The sequence below is a fragment of the Mycobacterium gordonae genome, assembly GCF_002101675.1.
Taxonomy (GTDB): domain Bacteria; phylum Actinomycetota; class Actinomycetes; order Mycobacteriales; family Mycobacteriaceae; genus Mycobacterium; species Mycobacterium gordonae.
Window position 1 is genome coordinate 17118 of record NZ_LQOY01000251.1, and the last position, 20052, is coordinate 37169.

Genomic DNA, 20052 nt, shown 5'->3' on the forward strand with positions numbered 1-20052 from the left:
GTATTTGAGGCGCCCCGCCGAGGGACATTCGACGTGTCACATTCATGCGGGCCGAATCGCGCCTGCGAGTAGCTGGCTGTAGGCCAACCGGCCAAGCAACTGGTAACACGCGTCCGTCTGGGTGAGCAGCCGGACGAGCCCGTTCTTGTTTCCGCGCTCCAGCCAGTACACCTCCCACGCACCGTCCGGAGCCTGTTCGATGCACCACGAATAATCAGCATGACCGCCCAAGGCCAGTACTTGGGAAGAAATGCCGATTGCTTCCAGTACGCGTGCCAGTTCGTCCAGGTTCACAGCGGGATCTCCCTCAGGTAGCCGGCATTCACCAGATCGATGATCGAGCGCGGGAAGTAGTACTGGACACCGCCGCCGGGCTGGCCCATGGCGGGTGCGATATGACCCTCCCAGACCGGAACGGGGCGCAGCACTTCATAGCGATGGAAGCCTGCGTCGAGGCTGTGCGGCGGCAACGCGCGTTCGGGAAACGACGTGCCCACAGGAGAGCCGAACACGCCGAACGCCGGCCCGAATCGATCGAAGAACTGTCCCGGATTGAGCACGACGGGAGTGCGTGACTCGGGAGTGAGGAAACCTTGCGGATGTACTCCGGGGTCCGGCCAGACTAGCTCCGGGTTGCCGTGTGCGTCCCGGTTGCCGGTTGGCCAGTACCTGTCATTCCAGGCATCCTGGCTCAGGCCGGCGTGCGGGTCGTAGCTGTCGGGAACCATGTGCTGAACTTCCGCATGTGTGCTGGGTACGCCTGGTGCCAACGCATCGCTGACCCGGTGCGGGTTGTTAGCCGCGCTGTCCAGCAGGCTCAGATCCAGCAGATCGGCCTGGGGATGGACAAGTCGGTCGGTGGGAATTGTGTGGCCGTTGGCATCGTAATCGCGCCGCGGGGCCGCGGGTCCATGGCTGTCGTCACCGGCGGACGTTTCCTCACCCGCCACGTGTCCTACCGACTCGGCGGCTTGCAGCTGGTCGGGCCGTCCGGACAGGGGGTCGATCGGGTCGCCGTGCCGATCCAAGTAGCCGACGGCGGTCCTGTCGACCGCGTTTTGGCCCCAGGACGGCGGCCATCGGGACTGCTCGAAGCTGTCGTGGAGGTAGACGACGCCGCGGTCGTTCACTGCGACGTAGGCATGTCCTCCTTGCCCGGGACCTCCTGCCCACTGAGACGCGATCAGCGCGGCCGACCCGTCACCATGGCGTATCAACGCGTCGTGGATTTCGTTGTAGCTCGCAAACCGCGACGCGGATCCCCACGCCTCGAACAGATCCCTGGCGGGTACGCCCGGGGGCACCGACTCGGTCTGCAGTGCGATGTCGCGACCGTAACGCTCGCGGAGAAATTCGCTGACCTTGTGAGCGCACCCGCCGTCGTGCGCAACGTCGACCCGGTGACGCAGGTCGTCGACCTGTGGGGAATGTTCGGCATCACCGGAGTGCCAGTCAGGGTCCCAGACCCGGCGGCGAACCGAATACGGTTCACCGTTCGTCGGCTCCAGCCGAAGCGGACGGCCCACGGCGGGTTCATCTGTGAGTTTGCCCGCGCCCCACCACGGGCGCGCGGTTCGATGCTGCTCGAGTTGTACCTGGTCGAAGTGACCCGCGGCGATGCGGCCGAAGTTGGCGAGCGACTCGGCGCGAACCCCGAGTTTGGCATCGAAGGCGTAGTACGCCGTGTGAGTGCCCTTGGTGTCCCAATTGTCCATGTGGTGCGGGAATTCGGCGGTGATCCGGGTCGCCCCGAAGCTGTGCATGGCGGGATCGATTCCGAGCCCGATGCCCCGAACCCTTCCACGCCATATGGGAGTGCGAGCACCGGCCGCGGTCACCGGGTCACGTGATGACGATGCGACGAAGACGCGGTCGCCGATCTTGAAGTCGCCGGCGCGGTGTTGGCCTGCGGCACCCGGCGAGCCCAGCAGCGTGACGGAGCGGACATGTCCGGCCAGCCCTCCGTCGCGGCCGGCGAAGCTGGTGGTGGTGGAACCGTAGGAATGACCAAACACATGGTTGTCGTTGAGGCGTCCCCGGATGACATTGACGGCGGAGTTGAAAGCTGCGATGTCGCCTCGCAGGATGGCCCCTCCGGCTCGGGCCAGCCCGCGAAAAGGCGTCCGGATCAATCCCTTACCGCTCGGCGCGTCATAACCGATCCATGCGACCGAAGAGGCTGTGAGGTGGGGGTCTTCTCTGCGGGTCGATTCGAGATGGTTCAGTGCATTCGTGAGGTTGATGTCGAGGCTGGCGATGGTGGTGGTGATCCCGGGAACATGCCAGGAGACCGACTCGGCGTGGTGGGGGTCGTGTCCCACGCTGACCACGATCCGGCCGTCTCCGCCGAAGGCGTGCGGATCAAACGCAAGGATGTGGACTTCACCGTGGCCTGCGAGTTCGGCGCGGGCGTTGTCGAGGGTGTTTCGGATCTGGTCGAAGCGCCTCAGCTGCTTGACCTCTCGACGGCTCAGATGCTCGCCCGCATCTCTGCGAGCCTGCAACTCGTCGTGCAACCGGGACAGCTGGTGCTCGTTCGCCTCGGTGCGCGCCCAGGCCGGAATCCCTTCGGCGTTACCGATTTCGCGGGAGTATGAGTCGATCAGCGCGCGCTGTTCCTCGCCGCTGAGCTCGCGCCACCAGATGGCGTTGTCGCTCGCCCGCTGCTCACCGAAGGTGCTGTCCGCCAGGTGATGCCGAACCTCGTCGGGACTCACCGGCGGAATGCGTTTCCACAGTGCCTCATTCGCTACACCCAGCGCGTGTTCGGGATCCGGGTCAGAGGCGACCGTGCGCCCGCGGTCGCCGGCGTCCGGGTCAGGAGCAGGAGCGTCTAACGCACCGTCGTCGCTTCCTGGGGCCAGGTTCCCCGGTTCTGCGGGCTCGTCCACATGGCGCGCGACATCGCCACCCGGATCCCGGCCGGCCGCCCGGACCGGTTGGCCGTCGCGTGGGTCTAGGCGACCATGTTGGTCGCCAGCTCGCCTTTGACCGTTGCGGGGCGGCTGTCCGTCGGGTGGCGGCACAGCGTCGCGTCGTGGCTGCACCTCGGGTGCGCGGTGGGCGTCCTGCGGGGATGGTGGGTCACGTGGCGGCGGTGCGTCGCGCGGTGTGGGCAGATCGCGCGGAGGGGTTGCCTCGCGCGCGATTTCGTGGTGAGGGACTGCGACGCTTTCACGCGCCGCTGTGTTCCCGCCGCGCACCGGATGCGTGTCGGCGACTTCTCGAAGACCCGCACCGGCCGGTGCGGCGGCGTCGGCCCCGCGCACCGGAGGTGCGGCTGGTGCGGCTAAGTCGGAAAGGCCGGCGCGAGCGGCCGGCACCTGCGGATTGGCCGTCGACGGGCCGGCATGGCCGGCCGGCGGCGCGGTAGGTGATCCCCCCGACGCGGTTGCGGCATGTTGGCCGGCCGAGGGTGGCGCGGTGGACGGTGAAACGCCGGCGGGGGCGTCGCCGGCGCCGGTATGGGGGGCGGAGGTGGTCTGCGGTGGCGCGGCTGGATTGTTGAATTCGTTGGGGCTCAGAGGAATTGGGTCGTGCGGGCGTGACCCCAAATTCAAAGGCACGTCGACTTCGGCCGGCCGTGCGCCGGTACCGTCGGTGGAGTGGCCGGGCACGGTCGCCGAAGACTCGATCAGCGGCGTCGCGGGAAAGGGCCCGATTGATGGTGCGCCCGGCCGGTCACCCGTCAACGCGGTCGTCTCCGGGCCCCCACTGTGCACGCCGGGACTTCGCACCCCGTCCACCGCACCGAAGACTGCTCCCGCGCCGAGGGCATCGGCGAGATTGACGTGCCCGGTCAGGGCCTGCTGCGCTGCCGCAGCGCCGCCGGCATTGCCGACGAAGGACGCGCCGAAATTCTTGGCGCGATTACCCAGCGCGGAGCCCGCATCGAAATCGTGCGCTCCCCTTATGACCGGGCCCATGACAGCGCCCGAGATGGCACCGGACGCCACGTCGTTTCGCCAGGACTGCCAATCGAAGTCGGGCCGATTGCCCTGCGCCATCTGCTGGCCCTGAATCCCCGCGTTGAGGCCGGCCGAGATGCCGGCGTTGATCGCCGCACCGCCCAATGCGCGGGTGACGAGCTGCGCGATGACCCGGGCCAGGGCCTCGGATGCCACCTTCGCGGCCGCGGCCCGAATCCCTTGGCTGATTACAAGTTCGATGGCCGCGATGGCCGCGGCGGCCTCGACGGGAGCGCCCCAGTTGATCCACGCCGACGCCGCAAGGGCCACCAGAGTCGCCGCCAGCGCAGCCAGGTTCGCAATGAACATTTCCTTGGCGAACTCGATTTCGGTCGCCACACTGTCGACCGCGTCGGCCAACTGTCGCAGCTGACCGGCAATCTGGTCGATCGAAGACCCGTAGGGTTTGAGCAGGCGGTCCAGCGTGTCGTGAATCTCGCCGGTCTTGAATCCGGACAGCGTCGTCTGCGTAGCGGCGGCAAGTCCCTCCCTATGGGACTCCAATTGGTCGGCGTAATACCGCCATCGGTCAGCCTGGCGACGGCACGCGGTCTCGTCTCCTTCCGGAAACGGCTCGCCGATCAGGTCGCCCACCCACCGCAACCAGCCGGGAATCTCGATGCCCACCGATCACCCGCCGGGGACGGATGAGGGTGGCCAAAAGCAGGTCACGGCAATGTCTTCGGTGGAAGAAGGCGGCGGTTATTCGGCCACGCCGCCGTCCTGAGCGACGATGTTGTCGGCCGCGTCGGTGAGTGTCGGCGCCACGCTCTGTATCGCCTTGCGCAGATCGACCGCATTGCTGATCACTTTCGAGCGATCCGGATCGAACTTTCCGGCGAAGCTGGAACCGATCTTGTCGTGGGACCACGGTGAGTCGCCGGACAGCTCGCCGCTCAAGCTGTCGATCAGCGATCCCAGCGAAGCTCCCAGCTCGTCGAACTGGCTGATTGCGGCCCGGGCCGTCCCGTCGTCGTATTCGAATTGCTCTGCCATGTATCGCTCCTTAACCGCTGGACGGGAATCAGTCGGTGTCTCGAATGGTTGGTTGCCAGTCGTGCGGGTCGGCGTGGGCGGTGCGGAATGTGGCGTGCGGTTCTTCGGCGAGCACGCGCCGCTCCCGTGAACCGGGGCCGGACAGCGGTACCTGTGGGTGCATCGCCTTGAACTCCTCTATCTCGTTGATCGGCCGGACGCCGAACTGAGATACCCGCTGCCACAACGCAGCCTGGAATTCATCGGTCTTCGTCCGCATCTTGGCCGCCGCTGCCTGGGCGGCCTGCACGACGGCAGCACCGGCGTCGGCGCCGGTGGCTTCGGCGAAGAGTCGGTCGTCGAACTCGACTTGGATGACGACGCCCTGGGCGTTCACCCAGACGTGCGCCAGGTCGTCCTTGGACCAGGCGTCCGCGGTCTCGATCGCCATCCGCTGCGCCGACTGTGCGGCCGCGCCGGTGAAATCCGCCAACTGCGACCGCAACTGCTCGACATCGAGGCCGTCGGGATCCACGCCGCCGAACAGGTCACCGAGACCGCTCACTGATTCCCCCATAACGACCTGAGCTGTGCCGATAGTTTACGGTGCCGCCGCCGGACAAGTATGCACGCGTTTTCCCAGCCCGGCTATTCAGTTGCGCGAACCACGGGGCCGGCCGCGACGGCGCGGACGGACGTGGTAACCGCCGCGCTCGGCCAGGGCGCGCAGTCGGCGCAACGCAAAGTCACGTGCCCGTCCGGACTCGGGCACCACTACGCCCGCCCACAAGCCCTCGACGCCGGTGACTTGATAGGCCTCGCTGGCGCACAACCATCGCCGCGGGCACGCAAGACAGAGCGCCTTGGCATCTTCGTCGGGCTCGGTCGTCGTCCATCGTTCTGGCTCGCTGGTGCACGCCGGAACGTACTCGTTCAGCGGTGTGGACAACGGAATTGCCGGAGCAGTCATCGCTTTCCTCCCAATTCGGGCGCCCATGCGCCGTCGATGCGACGACATAACCACAAATCTAGCATCAGCGCAACATGTAAACCGTAGCAGCTACAACTTACAACCGAACTTGCCCGTGTTAGACATGTGTACTACAACTGAACCGTGGCACACGTCTTGGTCGGATTATTACCGCGCCACGGTGCCTTCTGGGCGAAAATCGCAGATAAGCCGGTAAAAATATGTTTACCGGCCCATGTCGGGTGCGAACGCGTAGCGGGAAAGATGTAGCATCTACAAACGTAGTGCCGGAGGAAGGCTGAGGCGAGTGCCCGAAATGTCGGGGTTCGAGCCGGGGGAGAAGCGCAGTGACGTCTGATCAGGCCGTGTACAAGTGGCCGCCCGCGCTGGTCGTGCGACTTGGCGATGAGGTGCACACCCTGGACCCGCGAGCGGGCATTGCCATCATCGGCCGGGACAACTCAGCTACCGTCCGGCTTTCCGACGACCGGATTTCGCGGTGGCACGTTCGTCTGGAACCGCACCGCGAAGGATGGCATGCGATCGACACCAGCACCAACGGCATGTACGTGGACGGCGTGCGACGCAGCTCGGTGCTGCTCTCCGGCGCGACCACCCTGCATCTGGCCAATCCGGAGGGCTTTCCGGTCACGCTGACGCCCGAGGCGGACGACGTCACCGGTGTGATCGATCTGCCCGAAGCGGACGAAGACGAATGGTGGGACGCCGACCTCGACCCAGGGGTCGCGCGTGCGGGGCAGGCCGTAGCCGCGCGCCGTAACGAACTGGAGATCACTCAGCGTGGGCTGGCGAAGGACAAGATCATCAACGCCGGCACCCTGATCGCGTTCGAGAAAGGCCGTAGCTGGCCGCGCCGCGGCACGCTGGCCAAGCTGGAAAAAGCCTTGCAGTGGTCACCGGGCACCATCGCCCGCATCCGCAGCGGGTCGGCGGTGATACCCATACCGGGACCGGCGACCGCGCCCGCGGAGATGCCGGGCGCCACCGAAGAGGCCACCGAGTCACTCACCGACACCGTCCGGGCGCCGCTGATGGCCGAGGCCGTCGAATTGGCGATGCACACCATCAGTGCGGCCACCACCGAGCTGCCCGAGCCGTCGGACCCGGCGTTCAGCCCGAAGGTCACCAAGATCCTGGCCGACTTGCGCAAACTCGAGAACGTGGCGGCAAGTGCGGCCCGCAACGCCAAGGGCACTCCGTCGGTGGTTTTGGCGTTGAGCACCGTGCGCCGCACCTACAACGAGGTGATGGCCAGGGCCGCGCAATCGCCGAACGCGACTCTGGGACAGCGGCTTTACCAAGCCCGCCACCGTGCCGAACTCAGTATCGACGAGGCTGCCGCCGCCGCGGGCCTGCCCGCTGACTTCCTCGCCGACGCCGAGGCAGAACGTCCGATACCCGATGACGTCGCGGGCGCGATCAGGACGCTGATCGGGCAGCTCTCGGTCAGTTAGACGCCCGGTACCCCGGCTCGCTCACGACCTGCTGGGCGGGGGTCGCTGACTGTCCCACATTGGGCAGGCCCGCCTGCGGCGGTGCCGCCTGCGGGGCGGACGCCGGCCCGGGCGGTGCGTGACCGCCGACGAATTCGTCGTAGCTCGCCTCCTGTGGCGCAGCGGGCGGCCGCGGCTGCGGGGCCGACACCTGGTGCACCTGTTGGGCTTGCGCGGTCCCGCTCTCGTCCGCGACGTCGGCCTGCTCGCCATCGGCGTACTGGCCGTAATACTGGGCCGCGGCCTGCGCATATTGCTCGGCGTACGCCGCGTACCAGGCCTGCTGATCTGCTGAGGCGGTCGGCTGTGTCACTAGTGCGCCGACGGCGGCGCCGGCCTGCAGACCGTTGAGCACCACCACGACCCACATCGCCCAGCCCGGCTGGACCCCTTCGGGAAGGACGAGAACTCGCGACAGCGCGTCGAGGAATCCGATAGCGGCCAGTGCCGCGACGATCTTGGCAACTGGTGTTTGACCGGGCAGCAGCCCGAACGCGGCGAGCAGACCAGCCAGCACGGCGAACCGCACATCCCAGTCGATGCCGAAGCCGCTGAGCATCGGCCCGAAGCTCACCAGGTAGGAGCAAAGGCCCAAAAGTGCTACGGCCCAGCTTAATTGGCGATGCGAGACCTTGCCGCCGGTCTCCGGCCCGGGAGACCACGGCGAATAGCCGCCGTAGTAATTGCTCGGTTCGGCCTGGTAATAGCCCTGGCTGTCGGGGTAGGCCATGCTCACTCCTTTGAAAGGGTCAGTCTTCGGCGGCGAACGACGCTTTGAGATAGCGCATCTCTTCGTCGGTGGCGACCATCGTGACCACCGACGAGCCGGTGCGGGTGCTCACCTTGACGGTATCGGTGTCGATGTTGAGCGACTCGAGCGCGACGTCGGCGTTTGCGGTCACCGGGGTCTTGGGCGGCACCACCACGATGGCGGTCACTCCTACCCGCACGGATTGCTCGGCCACCCCGTCGAACATCTCGACCGAGTAGTTGCGATCGGCGCCTGCCTGCATGGACCCGCGGTTGAAATCCGAGACCCACAGCAGATCGTGGTCGTCAACCTCGTCGACCATGGTGCGCCACTTGGTCGGTCGCCGGCTGTGCACCAGCACGTGCGCTCCCAGCGCCAGGGAACGCAACACCACCTGCTGCGCCAGATGCAAGGTGCCGGCGATCTCCACCCGCCGGATCTGCGGACCGAACAGCGACAGTGCCACCGCGCGGCCGTGATCGTCGGCGCCAATCACCTGTCCGCAGCCGGAGGCCGGCACGTACAGATCCTGAAAATCCCGGTCTGGCGCGCCAGCGCGGGTGGTGGAAAGGCTTGAATACGACCATTTTCCGACGGGACGCGGCGGCGCAGGCACCGGCAGGCTGGCGGCCAGGGCGCAGTATTGCTGCCCACGCAGGTGAGTCAGACCGCGCAATTGAATGCGAGCCCGGCCGTGGGTGTCGAATCGGGCCAACCCGCGAACCTGGATCGGCCCGCGTGGATCATCTCGGCGCAACGACAGCGACATGGTGGTCGAGTAGCTGGGGATGGTCCACAGCAGGCCGAGCCCCGCGGTGGTGAGCATGCGCGGCTTGATCGCGAAGCTGCGCAACCGGAAGCGGCCTTCCCGGCAACTCCGCCAGGTCTCCTCGACCGTGCTGAGATCGACGCCGTCGGTCAGTTGGTTGGTGGCCTGACCGATCTCGCCGGCGGTCAACACCCGGGTGCGCAGGCCCCCCTCGGTCAGCCTGTTCGCGACCCGGCGGGTGGCGGTGGTGGCGGTGCGGAGGATTCCGTTGCGACCGCCGCCGCGCCGGCGCACCGCGGCCGCACACCGCGACGGGTCGAGCCGGATGACGATCCACACGTTGCGCTGGGCGATCGCCGGCAGTGGACCCAGCACCGCGTCGTACACCGCGGCCACCTGGCTGTGTCCCTGCGACCTGGCACCCTGACTGATCACGTCGATCGAATCCAGGGTGATATCGAACTGCTGCAGGCAGTCCACGAGGGCCTGCACCGGCACCGTCTCCCCGGAGACCGTCATGCCCGGTTCCATGATCGTCATCGCCTGAGGGTTCTCTTCGATCTGTAGCAGCGACATCAAAGTGCTTCCGTCCCAACGGAAGCCGATCAGGGAACCGTCGGCCATCGGCACGTCGAAGGGTTCGGCCGGTGTGGTCTTGCGGGTTCGTTTACGTCGCTGCCACCAGAATCCGCTGCGCAACGCGACCAGCCGCGGCAGCGTCGTCCCGCGCAAGCGGACCACCAGGGCCAGGGCCAGCGCCAGCCCGGCGAGGCCGCCCTGCCAACCGGGGAAGCCGAGCAGCGGCGCCGTCACCGTCCCGGCGGCGACGATCAGTTGCAGGACCAGCAGGTCGGGCAGGGGGAGCAGACGCGCAGCGCCGATATCGGTCGTCGACCGCAGTTCGTTCTGCTCCGAAGTCGCGCCCCTGGGGGGCGTCACGGGACGACGCGGCACGAAGCGATCCTATCCAGAGCGCCGGCCGAAAATTTGCGCGTATTTGCCGGTTGACGTTGTTATACGCTACCGAGGCTCGGTGCTTGCCCGACGCTGATGGGGGTGTTTATGCCCGCGCAAGTGACTACGCGCGCGCAGGTCAATGGCTATCGGTTCTTGATTCGCCGGTTGGAGCATGCGCTGATTCGCGCCGACTCCCGGATGATCCACGACCCGATGCGCGGCCAGATCCGCTCCCTGCTGGTGGGTCTGGTGATCGCCATTCTGATCACCGGGGCTGCCGGTGTGCTCGCGTTCTTCAAGCCGTCGCCCAACATCGGCAACGCACAGATCCTGCTCAGTGCATCCAACGGCGGTCTGTATGTCCGCATCGGCGATCGCTTGCACCCGGTGCTCAACCTCGCATCCGCGCGACTGATCACTGGGAAGCCGGACGCCCCGAAGTCGGTCAGCGACAAATGGCTCAACCAGTTGCCCCGCGGGCCCATGGTGGGAATCATCGGCGCGCCCAACAGCATTCACGCCGGGGCGGACATGCGGACGTCGGTATGGACGGCGTGTGACTCGGTCGCAACCCCGGATGTGGCCAAGAGTGTCGGGGTGGCCAGCGTGCAGACCACGGTGGTCGCGGGCGACCTGACGCTCGACGACGACATCCGCAAGGCGACGCCGGCGCAGATGCTGCTGGTCCGATCGGGCGACGCCGTCTATCTGATCTTCGACGGCGTGCGCGCGGTGATCGACCCCAACGACGCGGTGGTGGTAAATGCCCTGCACCTGCAGAACGCCGCGACCCGGGCGATCTCGGGGGCGCTGCTCAACGCGTTTCCGCTGGTGCCGCCGATTCGCCCGGTAATGATCCCCGGCGCCGGCAGCGCGATGCCCGGCCTGCCCGCCGGATATCCGGTGGGTTCGGTCGTCAAGACCGTCGACTCGCGCGGTGAACAGCTTTACGTCGTCCTGCCCGACGGACTGCAACCCGTTTCGCCGGCCGCCGCCGACATCATCCGGTACAGCAACCCCGCCGCCCCGGAAGCGCGTGAAGTGCCGCCGTCCGTGGTCAGCCGGGTGCCGATCGTGCACACTTTGGCGATCGATCACTACCCCGGCGTGTCGCCGCAGATCGTCAACGCCGAGCCGGACCGGGTGGTGTGCATGCAGTGGGAACGCGCGAACTCCGCCGCGCAGGCCACTGTCCGGCTGCTGGTCGGTCACCGGCTGCCCATTCCGGACGGAGCCCAGCCTGTGGGTCTGGCGACCGGTGACGGCAACGGGCCCGGCGTCGACTCGGTGTACGTGAAGCCCGGCACCGGCGAATACATTCAGGCCACCGGCGGCGAAGCGGACAGCCGCGCACTGGGTCAGCTGTTCTACGTCTCCGACGCCGGGGTTCGCTATCACATCAAGGATCTGCCTACGGCCGCCGCACTCGGGGTCACCGGCGTGCACGACCCCAAGCTCGACACGGACGTGCCGCAACTGGCTCCGTGGCCCGTGGTGTCGCTGTTGCCGGCCGGGCCCGATTTGTCTCAGGAGGCGGCGCTGGTCGCCCACGACGGGATGGGCGCCGACCCCCGCGGCTCCAAGGTCGAACCGCCGAGGTCCTGAGCTGCGCTACAAGCGCAGCTCGCGGAACACCGCGTAGAGCCGCACGATCCAAAAACACAGCGGGAACACCACGACGATCGCGAGGTATTCCAGGATCTCCACCTGGCGGCGCAGCACCGGTGAGAACTCCAGCCGCGGCGCGACGACACCGCAGGCGACCATCAGCACCATCAGCCCCGCCAGAGCCAACGTGGCGTACAACTCCCAGTCGTCGAGGCCGGCCGCCATCTTGACGATGGACAGCAGCGCGATCGCCATGCCGGCGGCGATCAGCGTCGCCGACTGCACCAGATCGTGATGACTGCGTCCGCGCAGGCACAGTACCGTGGCCACCGCGACCGCGAAAACCGTTCCTTGCCAATAGAACCCACCGCTGAAGTCGAGCGCCAGATAGCAGCCGGCGGTCGCGGTGATCGCGGCTGCCGCCAGAATGCCGGTCAGGTACTGGCTGGCCCGCCGAACCCGCACGATCATGCCTTCCTCGGTCGGGATCACCTGCTTGCCAACGGCATTGACACCTTCCACGGTGGTCCCGCCCTGCGTCTCGATGTCGTCCAGCGGCTCGCCGGCCGTCGGCACCCGCGGCACCGGCAGTTTGGCCAGCAGGATGGTCACCCGGGGCGACAGGTAGACGACGATCACCGACACCGTCGCCAGTACCGCTCCGGTGGCGCGCGGCGCCGGATCCCACAAGAGGTCGGCCACGCCCGCCGCCCCGCCGATGACCGCCACCGAGATCACGGCGGTGTGCAGCGCGCGACCACGGCCGGTGATCAGCAGCACCAGCAGCGAGGCGAGCCCGGTCAGCCCACAGGCCATCGGCAGCGACTTCGCGCCGAAGCCGTCGGGAACCACGTACAGCGCGCCGCCGAACAGCAGGGGGGTGGCCACCGCGGCCAGCCACTCCGAGCGCCGGGTGCCCGCCGAACGGTGGGCGATCACGCACGCGACGAGCACGGCCACGGCGCCGACTCCCAGCGCGGTGGCGGGCACGTAGAACTCGCCGGCATGCCGGGGCAGCAGGAAAGCGGCGGTGAGGGTGGCGGCCAGTCCGACACCGAAACTGGCGACGAGGCGCGCGTCGCGGGCTAGCCAACCGAAGGTGGGGTGCTTATCCGGGCCGGGCTCGTCTTCCACATCGTCGAAGAGCATCGGACGGGCCGGCTGACCCATCTCCCGAATGACCAGCAACTCGCCGTCGTAGACGTTGGCTTCGTTCAGTGAGCGGCCGGGGTCGATCGCGTCGTCACCGAGACGGGCCAGGGTCCACTTTGCCTCGGTGGTGTCGAACATCAGGTCCTCGCCGCCGGGGTGCGCAGCGAGCTGTTCATTGGCGATGTCGATCACGTCGTCGATGAACCCGGCAATGCTGTCGTTGGGCGGTAAGCCGACGTCAAGCCGCAGATCACCGACCACCAAGGTGACCCGGCTGAGGGTGGGTTCGGCCTCGGATTCTGCGTCTAATTCCGACAGCGACGGCGGTAGAGTCATCGCTGTCGGCCTCCTGCGGGTTGTGTCATTTGCTGGTGACATTACTTTGGCGCCGAGGGCCAAATCTGAGCCAATTTCGAGTTTCGCGGGATTTTGGGGGATCAAAAGGGATGTGGCGTTGAGTACGCAGGGCTTCGTGCGCCGCCTGCGGGTTTCGCCGCCGCGCATGCCGGGCGGTGAAGTCAATCTGCAGCCGCCACCGGAGGTGCCGCGAGTCATTCCCGGCAGCCTGTTGATGCGGTTGCTGCCCTTCGTGATGATCGTCGCCGTGATCGGGATGATCGCGTTGATGGTGACCGTCGGGGGCCGGGATCTGATGAAGAACCCGATGTTCCTGATCTTCCCGATGATGATGGTCATGTCGATGGCCGGCATGTTCATCGGCGGTGGTGGCCGCTCCGGCAAGGCCGCCGCCGAACTCAACGAAGAGCGCAAAGACTACTTCAGTTACCTGGCCAACCTGCGCGATGACGCCGACATGACCGGTGCGGGCCAGCGGGCGGCCCTGGAGTGGAGCCACCCTGATCCGCGGGCGCTGGCCGACGTGGTGGGCACCCGCCGGATGTGGGAACGCCGTCCCACCGACAACGACTTCTGCCATGTCCGGGTCGGTCTGGGCACCCATCGACTGGCCACCCGGCTGCTGGCGCCGGAGACCGGCCCGCCCGAGGACCTGGAGCCGGTATCGACGGTGGCGCTGCGCCGGTTCGTCAAGACGCACTCGGTGGTGCACGCGTTGCCCACTGCGGTATCGCTGCGCGCGTTCCCGGCGATCACGTTCGAGGGCGACCGCAAGCTGGCGCGGCAGTTGGTGCGGTCAATGATCCTGGAGCTGTGCGCATTTCACGGACCCGACCACGTGCAGGTTGCCGTAGTAACGGCCAATCCGGACGGCGAGAACTGGAGCTGGGTGAAGTGGTTGCCGCACGCCCAGCACGCCACGGCACGCGACGGCATGGGTTCGATGCGGCTGCTGTTCCCGGGACTCGAGTTGCTGGAGCGGGCGCTGGCAACGGATTTGGGGGAGCGGGGCCGGTTCAGCCGCAACGCCGAGCCGACCAAAGGCCTCAAGCACCTGGTGGTGGTGATCGACGACGGATACATCACCGGCACCGAGCGTCTGGTCACCGACGCCGGCCTGGACAGTGTCACGCTGCTGGATCTCAATGGCGCCGACGCCCCCGCCAACCGGCGCGGCCTGCAACTAGTGGTGGAAGGCGATGACGTCGGGGCGCGCACCGCGGTCGGCGTCGAACGGTTCGCCACCCCCGACGCCATCACCATCGCCGAAGCCGAAGCGACCGCCCGCCGAATCGGCCGTTACCGGCTGGCCAGCGCCGCGCACATCGTCAACCTCGAAGCCGACGCACGCGCCACCGACCCGGGCCTGATGGCACTGCTGAAGATTCCCGACGCCGCCGAGATCGTGCCCGAGCAGATCTGGCGGAAGCGCTCACCGCGCGAACGGTTACGAGTCCCGATCGGGTACACGCCCAACGGCCAGCCGCTGGAACTGGATATCAAGGAGTCAGCGGAATCCGGCATGGGCCCGCACGGACTCTGCATCGGCGCCACTGGCTCGGGTAAGTCCGAGTTCCTTCGCACGCTGGTGCTGTCGATGGTCACCTCCCACTCGCCCGAGGTGCTCAACCTGGTGCTCGTCGACTTCAAGGGCGGCGCAACGTTTCTCGGACTGGAGGGGGTGCCGCACATCGCGGCGATCATCACCAACCTCGAGGACGAGCTGATCCTGGTCGACCGGATGCGTGACGCGCTGGCCGGTGAGCTGAACCGCCGCCAGGAGCTGCTGCGATCGGCCGGCAACTTCCCAAACGTCAACGAATACGAGCGTGCCCGGGCGGCCGGCGCCGAACTGGATCCGCTGCCGGCGCTGTTCGTGATCGTCGACGAATTCTCCGAACTGCTCTCTCAGAAGCCGGATTTCGCCGAGTTATTCGTGATGATCGGCCGGCTGGGCCGGTCGCTGCATGTGCATCTGTTGCTGGCATCGCAGCGGTTGGAGGAGGGCAAGCTGCGCGGACTGGATTCGCACCTGTCCTACCGGATCGGTCTCAAGACATTCTCGGCCGGGGAGTCGCGCAGTGTGCTCGGAGTGCCCGACGCCTACCACCTGCCCAGCGTTCCCGGGTCGGCATTCCTGAAATGCGATGCCTCCGAACCGGTTCGGTTCAACACCTGCTACGTCTCCGGTGAGTACGTCCGGCCGCGCCGCACGCCGACTGGCCGCGGCAGGCAACTCGGCGCGCTGGCGCCGAAGCTGTTCACCGCGACGCCGGTCAAGAAGGATGCGGTGCCGGCTGCCCCAGTCGAAACAGAGGCACCCAGCGTCTCGTCGTCTCCAGTCCGGACCACCCTGCTCGATGTCGTGGTGTCGCGGCTGCGGGGTCATGGGCGACCGGCCCATGAGGTGTGGCTACCGCCGCTGGATGAGAGTCCTGCGGTGAATCAACTGCTGGCGGATGCCAACTGGTCTGCCCCCGAGAATCTCGACGGGCGGCTGTGGCTGCCGATGGGGGTCGTCGACCGGCCTTACGATCAGCGCCGCGACGTGCTGATGGTCGACCTGTCCGGCGCCCAGGGCAACGTGGCGGTGGTCGGTGGCCCGCAGTCGGGTAAGTCCACGGCGTTGCGCACCCTGATCATGTCGGCCGCGGCCACCCACACTCCGGAGCAGGTGCAGTTCTTCTGCCTGGATTTCGGCGGCGGCACGCTGGCGAGCCTGGTCAACCTGCCGCATGTCGGTGGTGTCGCCGGCCGGATGGACGCCGACGGGATCCGGCGCACCGTGGCTGAGGTGGCCGGGGTGTTGCGCGCCCGGGAGGTGCGGTTCCGTGATCTGGGCATCGAATCGATGCGCGATTTCCGGCAGCGCAAAGCGCACCTGGCGACCTTGCCGCCTGAGGTGGCCGCACGAGATCCGTTGAGCCAAGACAAGTTCGGTGACCTCTTCCTGGTGATCGACGGCTGGGCCTCGATCCGCAGTGATTTCGAGATACTCGAACCAACGCTGAACTCGCTTGCCGTCCAGGGGCTTTCGTACGGGATCCACTTGGTAATCTCGGCAACGCGCTGGATGGAGATGCGGGCCGCGGTCAAGGACATGCTGGGCACCCGCATCGAGCTGAAGCTGGGTGACGCGCTGGACAGCGACGTGGGCCGCAGGTTCAACGAACTCATCCCGGTCGGCCGGCCAGGCCGGGGCATGAGCCACGAACGGCTGCACATTCTCATCGCACTGCCGCGCCTGGATTCCAGTTCGGGGGTGGAAGACTTGCCCGAGGGTGTGGCGGCCGCGGTCAAGGCGATGCGGGCGCACTACGGCAAACGGCAAGCGCCGCGAGTGCGGATGCTGCCGCACAAGGTTGACCGCGCGGCGGTGGTGCGCGTGGCGCGATCGGCCGGAATCTTGAGCAAGGCCCGCTTCGCCATCGGCATCAACGAAGCGGACTTGATGCCCGTCGTCCTGGATTTCGAGGCGCAGCCGCATCTGGTGGTGTTCGGTGAAGCGGAATGCGGCAAGACCGGTTTGCTGCGCAACATCGCCACTGGGCTGATGGAGAACGCCACTCCCGAGCAATGCAAGATCGTGCTGGTCGACTACCGCCGCTCGATGCTCGGTGTCGTGGCCAACGACTATCTGGGCGGCTACGCCACGGCGTCACAATCCTGTTCCGAGCTGATGAGCGCCCTGGCGGAGACGTTGCGCGAGCGGATCCCGCCCAGCGACATCACCCAGCAGCAACTCAAGGAGCGGTCCTGGTGGTCCGGCCCGGACATCTTCGTGATGATCGACGACTACGACCTGGTGGCGACCGGATCTATCAGCAGCCCGTTGAGCCCGCTGGCGGAGTTCCTTCCGCAGGCGCGTGATATCGGCCTGCGCGTAGTGGTGGCCCGACGGATCGGAGGCGCCGGGCGCGCGATGATGGACCCGTTCGTCGGCCGGCTGAAGGACCTGTCCTGCAATGCTCTGGTGATGAGTGGGAGCAAAGACGAAGGAGCGCTGTTCGGTTACAAGGCCACCGAAATGCCTCCCGGCCGGGGGATGCTGATCTCCCGCACGGCCAGGAGCGGCGTGATCCAGCTGTCCAGGATGCCCGAACTGTGACCGGCGTCAGCGAACTGAGACGGGTCCGGGTGGTCTCGGCCGCACCCGACCACATCCGGGTGTCGATCTTCGGGGGCCAGACGCAGCTGGACATTGCTCTGCCCCTTGACGTTCCGGTATCGAGCTTCGTCCCGGACGTGGCACGACTGATCAGTTCCCGTGACACCGACGAGGATTCGAAAGACGAGCGCCGCACGTTCTGGGTGCTCAGCCGATTCGATGGCGACACCGAGCTACGACCCGACCAGACGCTGCGTGACGCCGGGGTGGCCAGCGGGGAATTGCTGCGTCTCGCGCCGCGCCAAGCGCTGTCGCCGCCCACTCTCTACGACGACGTGGTGGACGCGGTCGGCCGGTTGAACAAGGCGGCCTACGCCGCGTGGGATTCGGTGTCCGCGCGCTGGATGGCCTTCGCCGGAGTCCACCTCGCCGCCCTGGCGATGGTGTACTGCCTGGTGCGCCGGACCGGCGCGGCGAACTTCTATGTGACCGTCGGGGTGGCCGGCGCGGTGGTGCTGGCGCTGGTGGGCGGGGCCACCATGGCGCATCGTTCGTACGGTTTGGACGACGTGGCCGCGGCGCTGGGGTGGGCGGCGATCCCGATCACGGCGGGGCTTGCCTTCGCGCTGCTGGGCCGATACGGGGACTTCGGGCTGGCCGGTGCGTGCGGGGCAGTAATGCTGCTGTGTGTCCTGTACGACCGGGTTTGCGGGTCTGGGCACTGGGCCTATCTGGCTGCAGCGTTGAGCTTTGGGTTGGTAGGGGTTTCGCTGCTGGCTCGCGCCTTTCACGTGCGCGCCGACATCGTGTTCGTGACGGCCGCGGTAGTGGTGACTTTGAGTTGTCTGGCGGTGCGGCGGGCGACGGCTCGGCTGGGCCGGTTTCAGACCCCGACGGTCACCGTCGAAACCAGTCGCGAAGACTGGGATTTCGAGAACCCGTTCGAGCCGTCGGCGGCGACGGAGAATGGCGATTCGGGTACGGCGATGCCGACTGCGGAAGCCGTGTGGAACAGGGCAAAGTCCGCCGCGATCACGCGGTCGGGCCTGCTGACCGGATTAGCCACGCCCGCAGCGGTTTACGTGACGCTGCTGCTGCGTAACGGGCCCGACTGGCCCGTGTTCGCGTTCGCGCTGGCGGTCGCCGCAGTGCTGGCCGTGCGAAGCCGGACGTTCGGCACCTGGTTCGAGCGCGCCGCCACGGCGGCGCCGGCCGTGATCATCCTGGTAATCACTTGCGTGATGGCTCAGGACGGGTTGGGGCCCATGCCGTTGGTGGCGCTCGGCGTGTTGCTCGCCGTGGCGCTGGGCGCCGCGGTGGCGGGGGTCGCCTTGTCCGCAGGGCAGCACCGCGTGGCCACGGTGCTTGCGTACCTCGACTATCTGGCCGTCGGATCACTGATCCCGTTGGCCCTCTGGGTGATCGGCGTGTACCAGCGCCTGGGCTTGTAATGAAGCGGTTCGTCGCCCTTTCGGCCGCGGTGATGCTGGCGGCCTTGGCGAACCCAGTACCGGCGTGGGCGATTCAGCCGCCGGTGGTGGAACCCGGACCCCCGCCGAACGGGCCGCTCGGTCCGATTGAGCCGACCGACCTGAAAGCGATCTGCGGGGTCCCCACCGGGGTGTTGCCGCAGACCGATTTCACCCTGCAGACCAGCGCCGAAGCCATGCTCAACTACACCGACGCATGGCGGTTTTCCCGCGGCGCCGGACAGAAGGTCGCGGTGATCGACACCGGCGTCAACCGGCACCTGCGGCTGCCGCTGCTGGAAGGCGGCGGCGACTACGTGTCCAACACCGACGGTCTGCAGGACTGTGACGCCCACGGGACCTTGGTGGCCGGACTGATCGCCGGTGCGCCCAGCCCTGCCGACGGCTTTGCGGGCGTGGCACCCGAGGCGACCATCCTCTCGATCCGCCAGAACAGCACCGTCTACGGCGTCAAGGAGGGCGGCTCCGGCCAGGCCAACGACCCCAATGCCACCTCGCCGGGCTATGGCAACACCGTCACGCTGGCCTATGCCATCACCCGCGCGGTCAGCCTCGGCGCCACCGTCATCAACCTGTCGGAGGTGGCCTGCAGCCCGGTCGGCGGCGGCCTGGACGACGCCCAGCTCGGGCGCGCGGTGCGATTCGCCTACGAACACAACGTCGTCGTGGTGGCCGCGGCCGGCAACTTCAACAACCAGGGGCTGTGTAAGACGCAGAACGCGATGCCCGACCCCAACATGCCACTGAAGAGTGGATGGGATTCGGTGCGCACCATCGCCAGCCCGGCCTGGTTCAGCGACTACGTGCTGACCGTCGGTGCGTTGACGACATCGGGGGAGCCCGCCGATTTCAGCCTGCACGGGCCGTGGGTCGGCGTCGCGGCGCCGGGTGAACGCATCCTCTCACTGGACTCCAACGGCCCCGGCCTGATCAACGCCGTGATGAGCCAACAAGGGTTGGCGCCGGTCAACGGCACCAGCTTCGCGGCGCCGTTCGTGTCCGGTGTGGTGGCCCTGATCCGGTCACGCTTTCCCGAGCTGAACGCCGGTCAGGTGATCGATCTAGTCAAGCGCACCGCCCACACTCCGGGGGCCGGCCCCAACGAGGCCACCGGTTACGGCGTCGTCGACCCGGTCGCCGCGTTGACTTACCGGCTGCCGGCGGCGAACCAGATGCCCAACCCGGAGGCGCCGACGCCGATCGCGGGTCGGCCACATCGTGACCCGGGCAGTCAGCGCGCGCGGATCATCGTGTTGTCGGTGACCGCAGGAGCCGTCGCGCTGGCCGCGGTGGCGTGGGCGGCTTCAGTGGCCAGACGTCGACGCGATTCTGGCCGCTGAATTGATAACGCTTGCTAAATGGAAAATTATGCGTTTAGCCCTACGTAGAATTGAATACGGTCTGTAGCGAATTCCGGCGATGGAAAGGGGGGA

The 20052-nt window shown here is 67.2% G+C and carries 13 protein-coding genes; 5 read left to right on the forward strand and 8 right to left on the reverse strand.

The genetic code is table 11. The features are described 5' to 3' along the window. Positions 1–42: 42 nt before the first annotated feature. From AWC08_RS33020 to AWC08_RS33050, 5 genes are all read right to left on the reverse strand, one after another. A complete protein-coding gene (locus AWC08_RS33020) occupies positions 43–294 on the reverse strand; it encodes a hypothetical protein (RefSeq protein ID WP_069434151.1) in 252 nt (83 codons plus the stop codon). After that, on the reverse strand, positions 291–4595 hold the full coding sequence (locus AWC08_RS33025) for a glycohydrolase toxin TNT-related protein (protein WP_069434152.1): 4305 nt from the start codon (positions 4593–4595) through the stop codon (positions 291–293). Before AWC08_RS33025 ends, AWC08_RS33020 begins: the two co-directional genes overlap by 4 nt. 75 nt (positions 4596–4670) lie before the next feature. Beyond that, positions 4671–4964: a hypothetical protein gene (locus tag AWC08_RS33040; RefSeq protein ID WP_065136547.1), complete on the reverse strand. Its 294-nt coding sequence runs from the start codon at positions 4962–4964 to the stop codon at positions 4671–4673. Positions 4965–4992: 28 nt separating this feature from the next. Continuing rightward, positions 4993–5508, reverse strand: a complete 516-nt coding sequence (locus tag AWC08_RS33045; protein ID WP_065136548.1) for a hypothetical protein — start codon at positions 5506–5508, stop codon at positions 4993–4995. Positions 5509–5595: 87 nt separating this feature from the next. Beyond that, positions 5596–5913, reverse strand: a complete 318-nt coding sequence (locus AWC08_RS33050) for a WhiB family transcriptional regulator (protein WP_065136549.1) — start codon at positions 5911–5913, stop codon at positions 5596–5598. 347 nt (positions 5914–6260) lie between these two features. Here AWC08_RS33050 and AWC08_RS33055 point away from each other — a divergent pair, with 347 nt between their 5' ends. Then, positions 6261–7388 carry an FHA domain-containing protein gene (locus tag AWC08_RS33055; protein WP_083271214.1) on the forward strand — a complete coding sequence of 376 codons (1128 nt, stop codon included), beginning with the start codon at positions 6261–6263 and terminating at the stop codon, positions 7386–7388. On the opposite strand, the gene AWC08_RS33060 is transcribed toward AWC08_RS33055, so the two are convergent. Beyond that, positions 7381–8157: a DUF5336 domain-containing protein gene (locus AWC08_RS33060; protein ID WP_069434153.1), complete on the reverse strand. Its 777-nt coding sequence runs from the start codon at positions 8155–8157 to the stop codon at positions 7381–7383. The two genes, AWC08_RS33055 and AWC08_RS33060, sit on opposite strands and share 8 nt — an antisense overlap. A 19-nt stretch (positions 8158–8176) precedes the next feature. Then, positions 8177–9886 carry a type VII secretion protein EccE gene (gene eccE, locus AWC08_RS33065; RefSeq protein ID WP_069434154.1) on the reverse strand — a complete coding sequence of 570 codons (1710 nt, stop codon included), beginning with the start codon at positions 9884–9886 and terminating at the stop codon, positions 8177–8179. Between the two features lie 135 nt (positions 9887–10021). Here eccE and eccB point away from each other — a divergent pair, with 135 nt between their 5' ends. After that, positions 10022–11509 carry a type VII secretion protein EccB gene (gene eccB / locus AWC08_RS33070; RefSeq protein WP_232007934.1) on the forward strand — a complete coding sequence of 496 codons (1488 nt, stop codon included), beginning with the start codon at positions 10022–10024 and terminating at the stop codon, positions 11507–11509. Positions 11510–11515: 6 nt separating this feature from the next. Here the strand turns inward: eccB and eccD (AWC08_RS33075) are convergent, their stop codons facing one another. Next, on the reverse strand, positions 11516–13000 hold the full coding sequence (gene eccD, locus AWC08_RS33075; RefSeq protein ID WP_069434155.1) for a type VII secretion integral membrane protein EccD: 1485 nt from the start codon (positions 12998–13000) through the stop codon (positions 11516–11518). A gap of 118 nt (positions 13001–13118) precedes the next feature. Between eccD (AWC08_RS33075) and eccCa the strand changes: the two genes are divergently transcribed. From eccCa to mycP, 3 genes are read left to right on the forward strand one after another with little or no spacing between them, the layout of a single operon-like run. Beyond that, positions 13119–17129 (forward strand): type VII secretion protein EccCa, encoded by a 4011-nt coding sequence (gene eccCa / locus AWC08_RS33080; protein WP_085088772.1) that lies wholly within the window; start codon positions 13119–13121, stop codon positions 17127–17129. After that, complete coding sequence (gene eccD, locus AWC08_RS33085; protein WP_232007948.1) at positions 17126–18580, forward strand: type VII secretion integral membrane protein EccD; 1455 nt, start codon at positions 17126–17128, stop codon at positions 18578–18580. Before eccCa ends, eccD (AWC08_RS33085) begins: the two co-directional genes overlap by 4 nt. Next, on the forward strand, positions 18580–19959 hold the full coding sequence (gene mycP / locus AWC08_RS33090) for a type VII secretion-associated serine protease mycosin (RefSeq protein ID WP_065136553.1): 1380 nt from the start codon (positions 18580–18582) through the stop codon (positions 19957–19959). The genes eccD (AWC08_RS33085) and mycP overlap by 1 nt, the downstream gene beginning before the upstream one ends. The last annotated feature ends 93 nt before the right edge of the window (positions 19960–20052 follow it).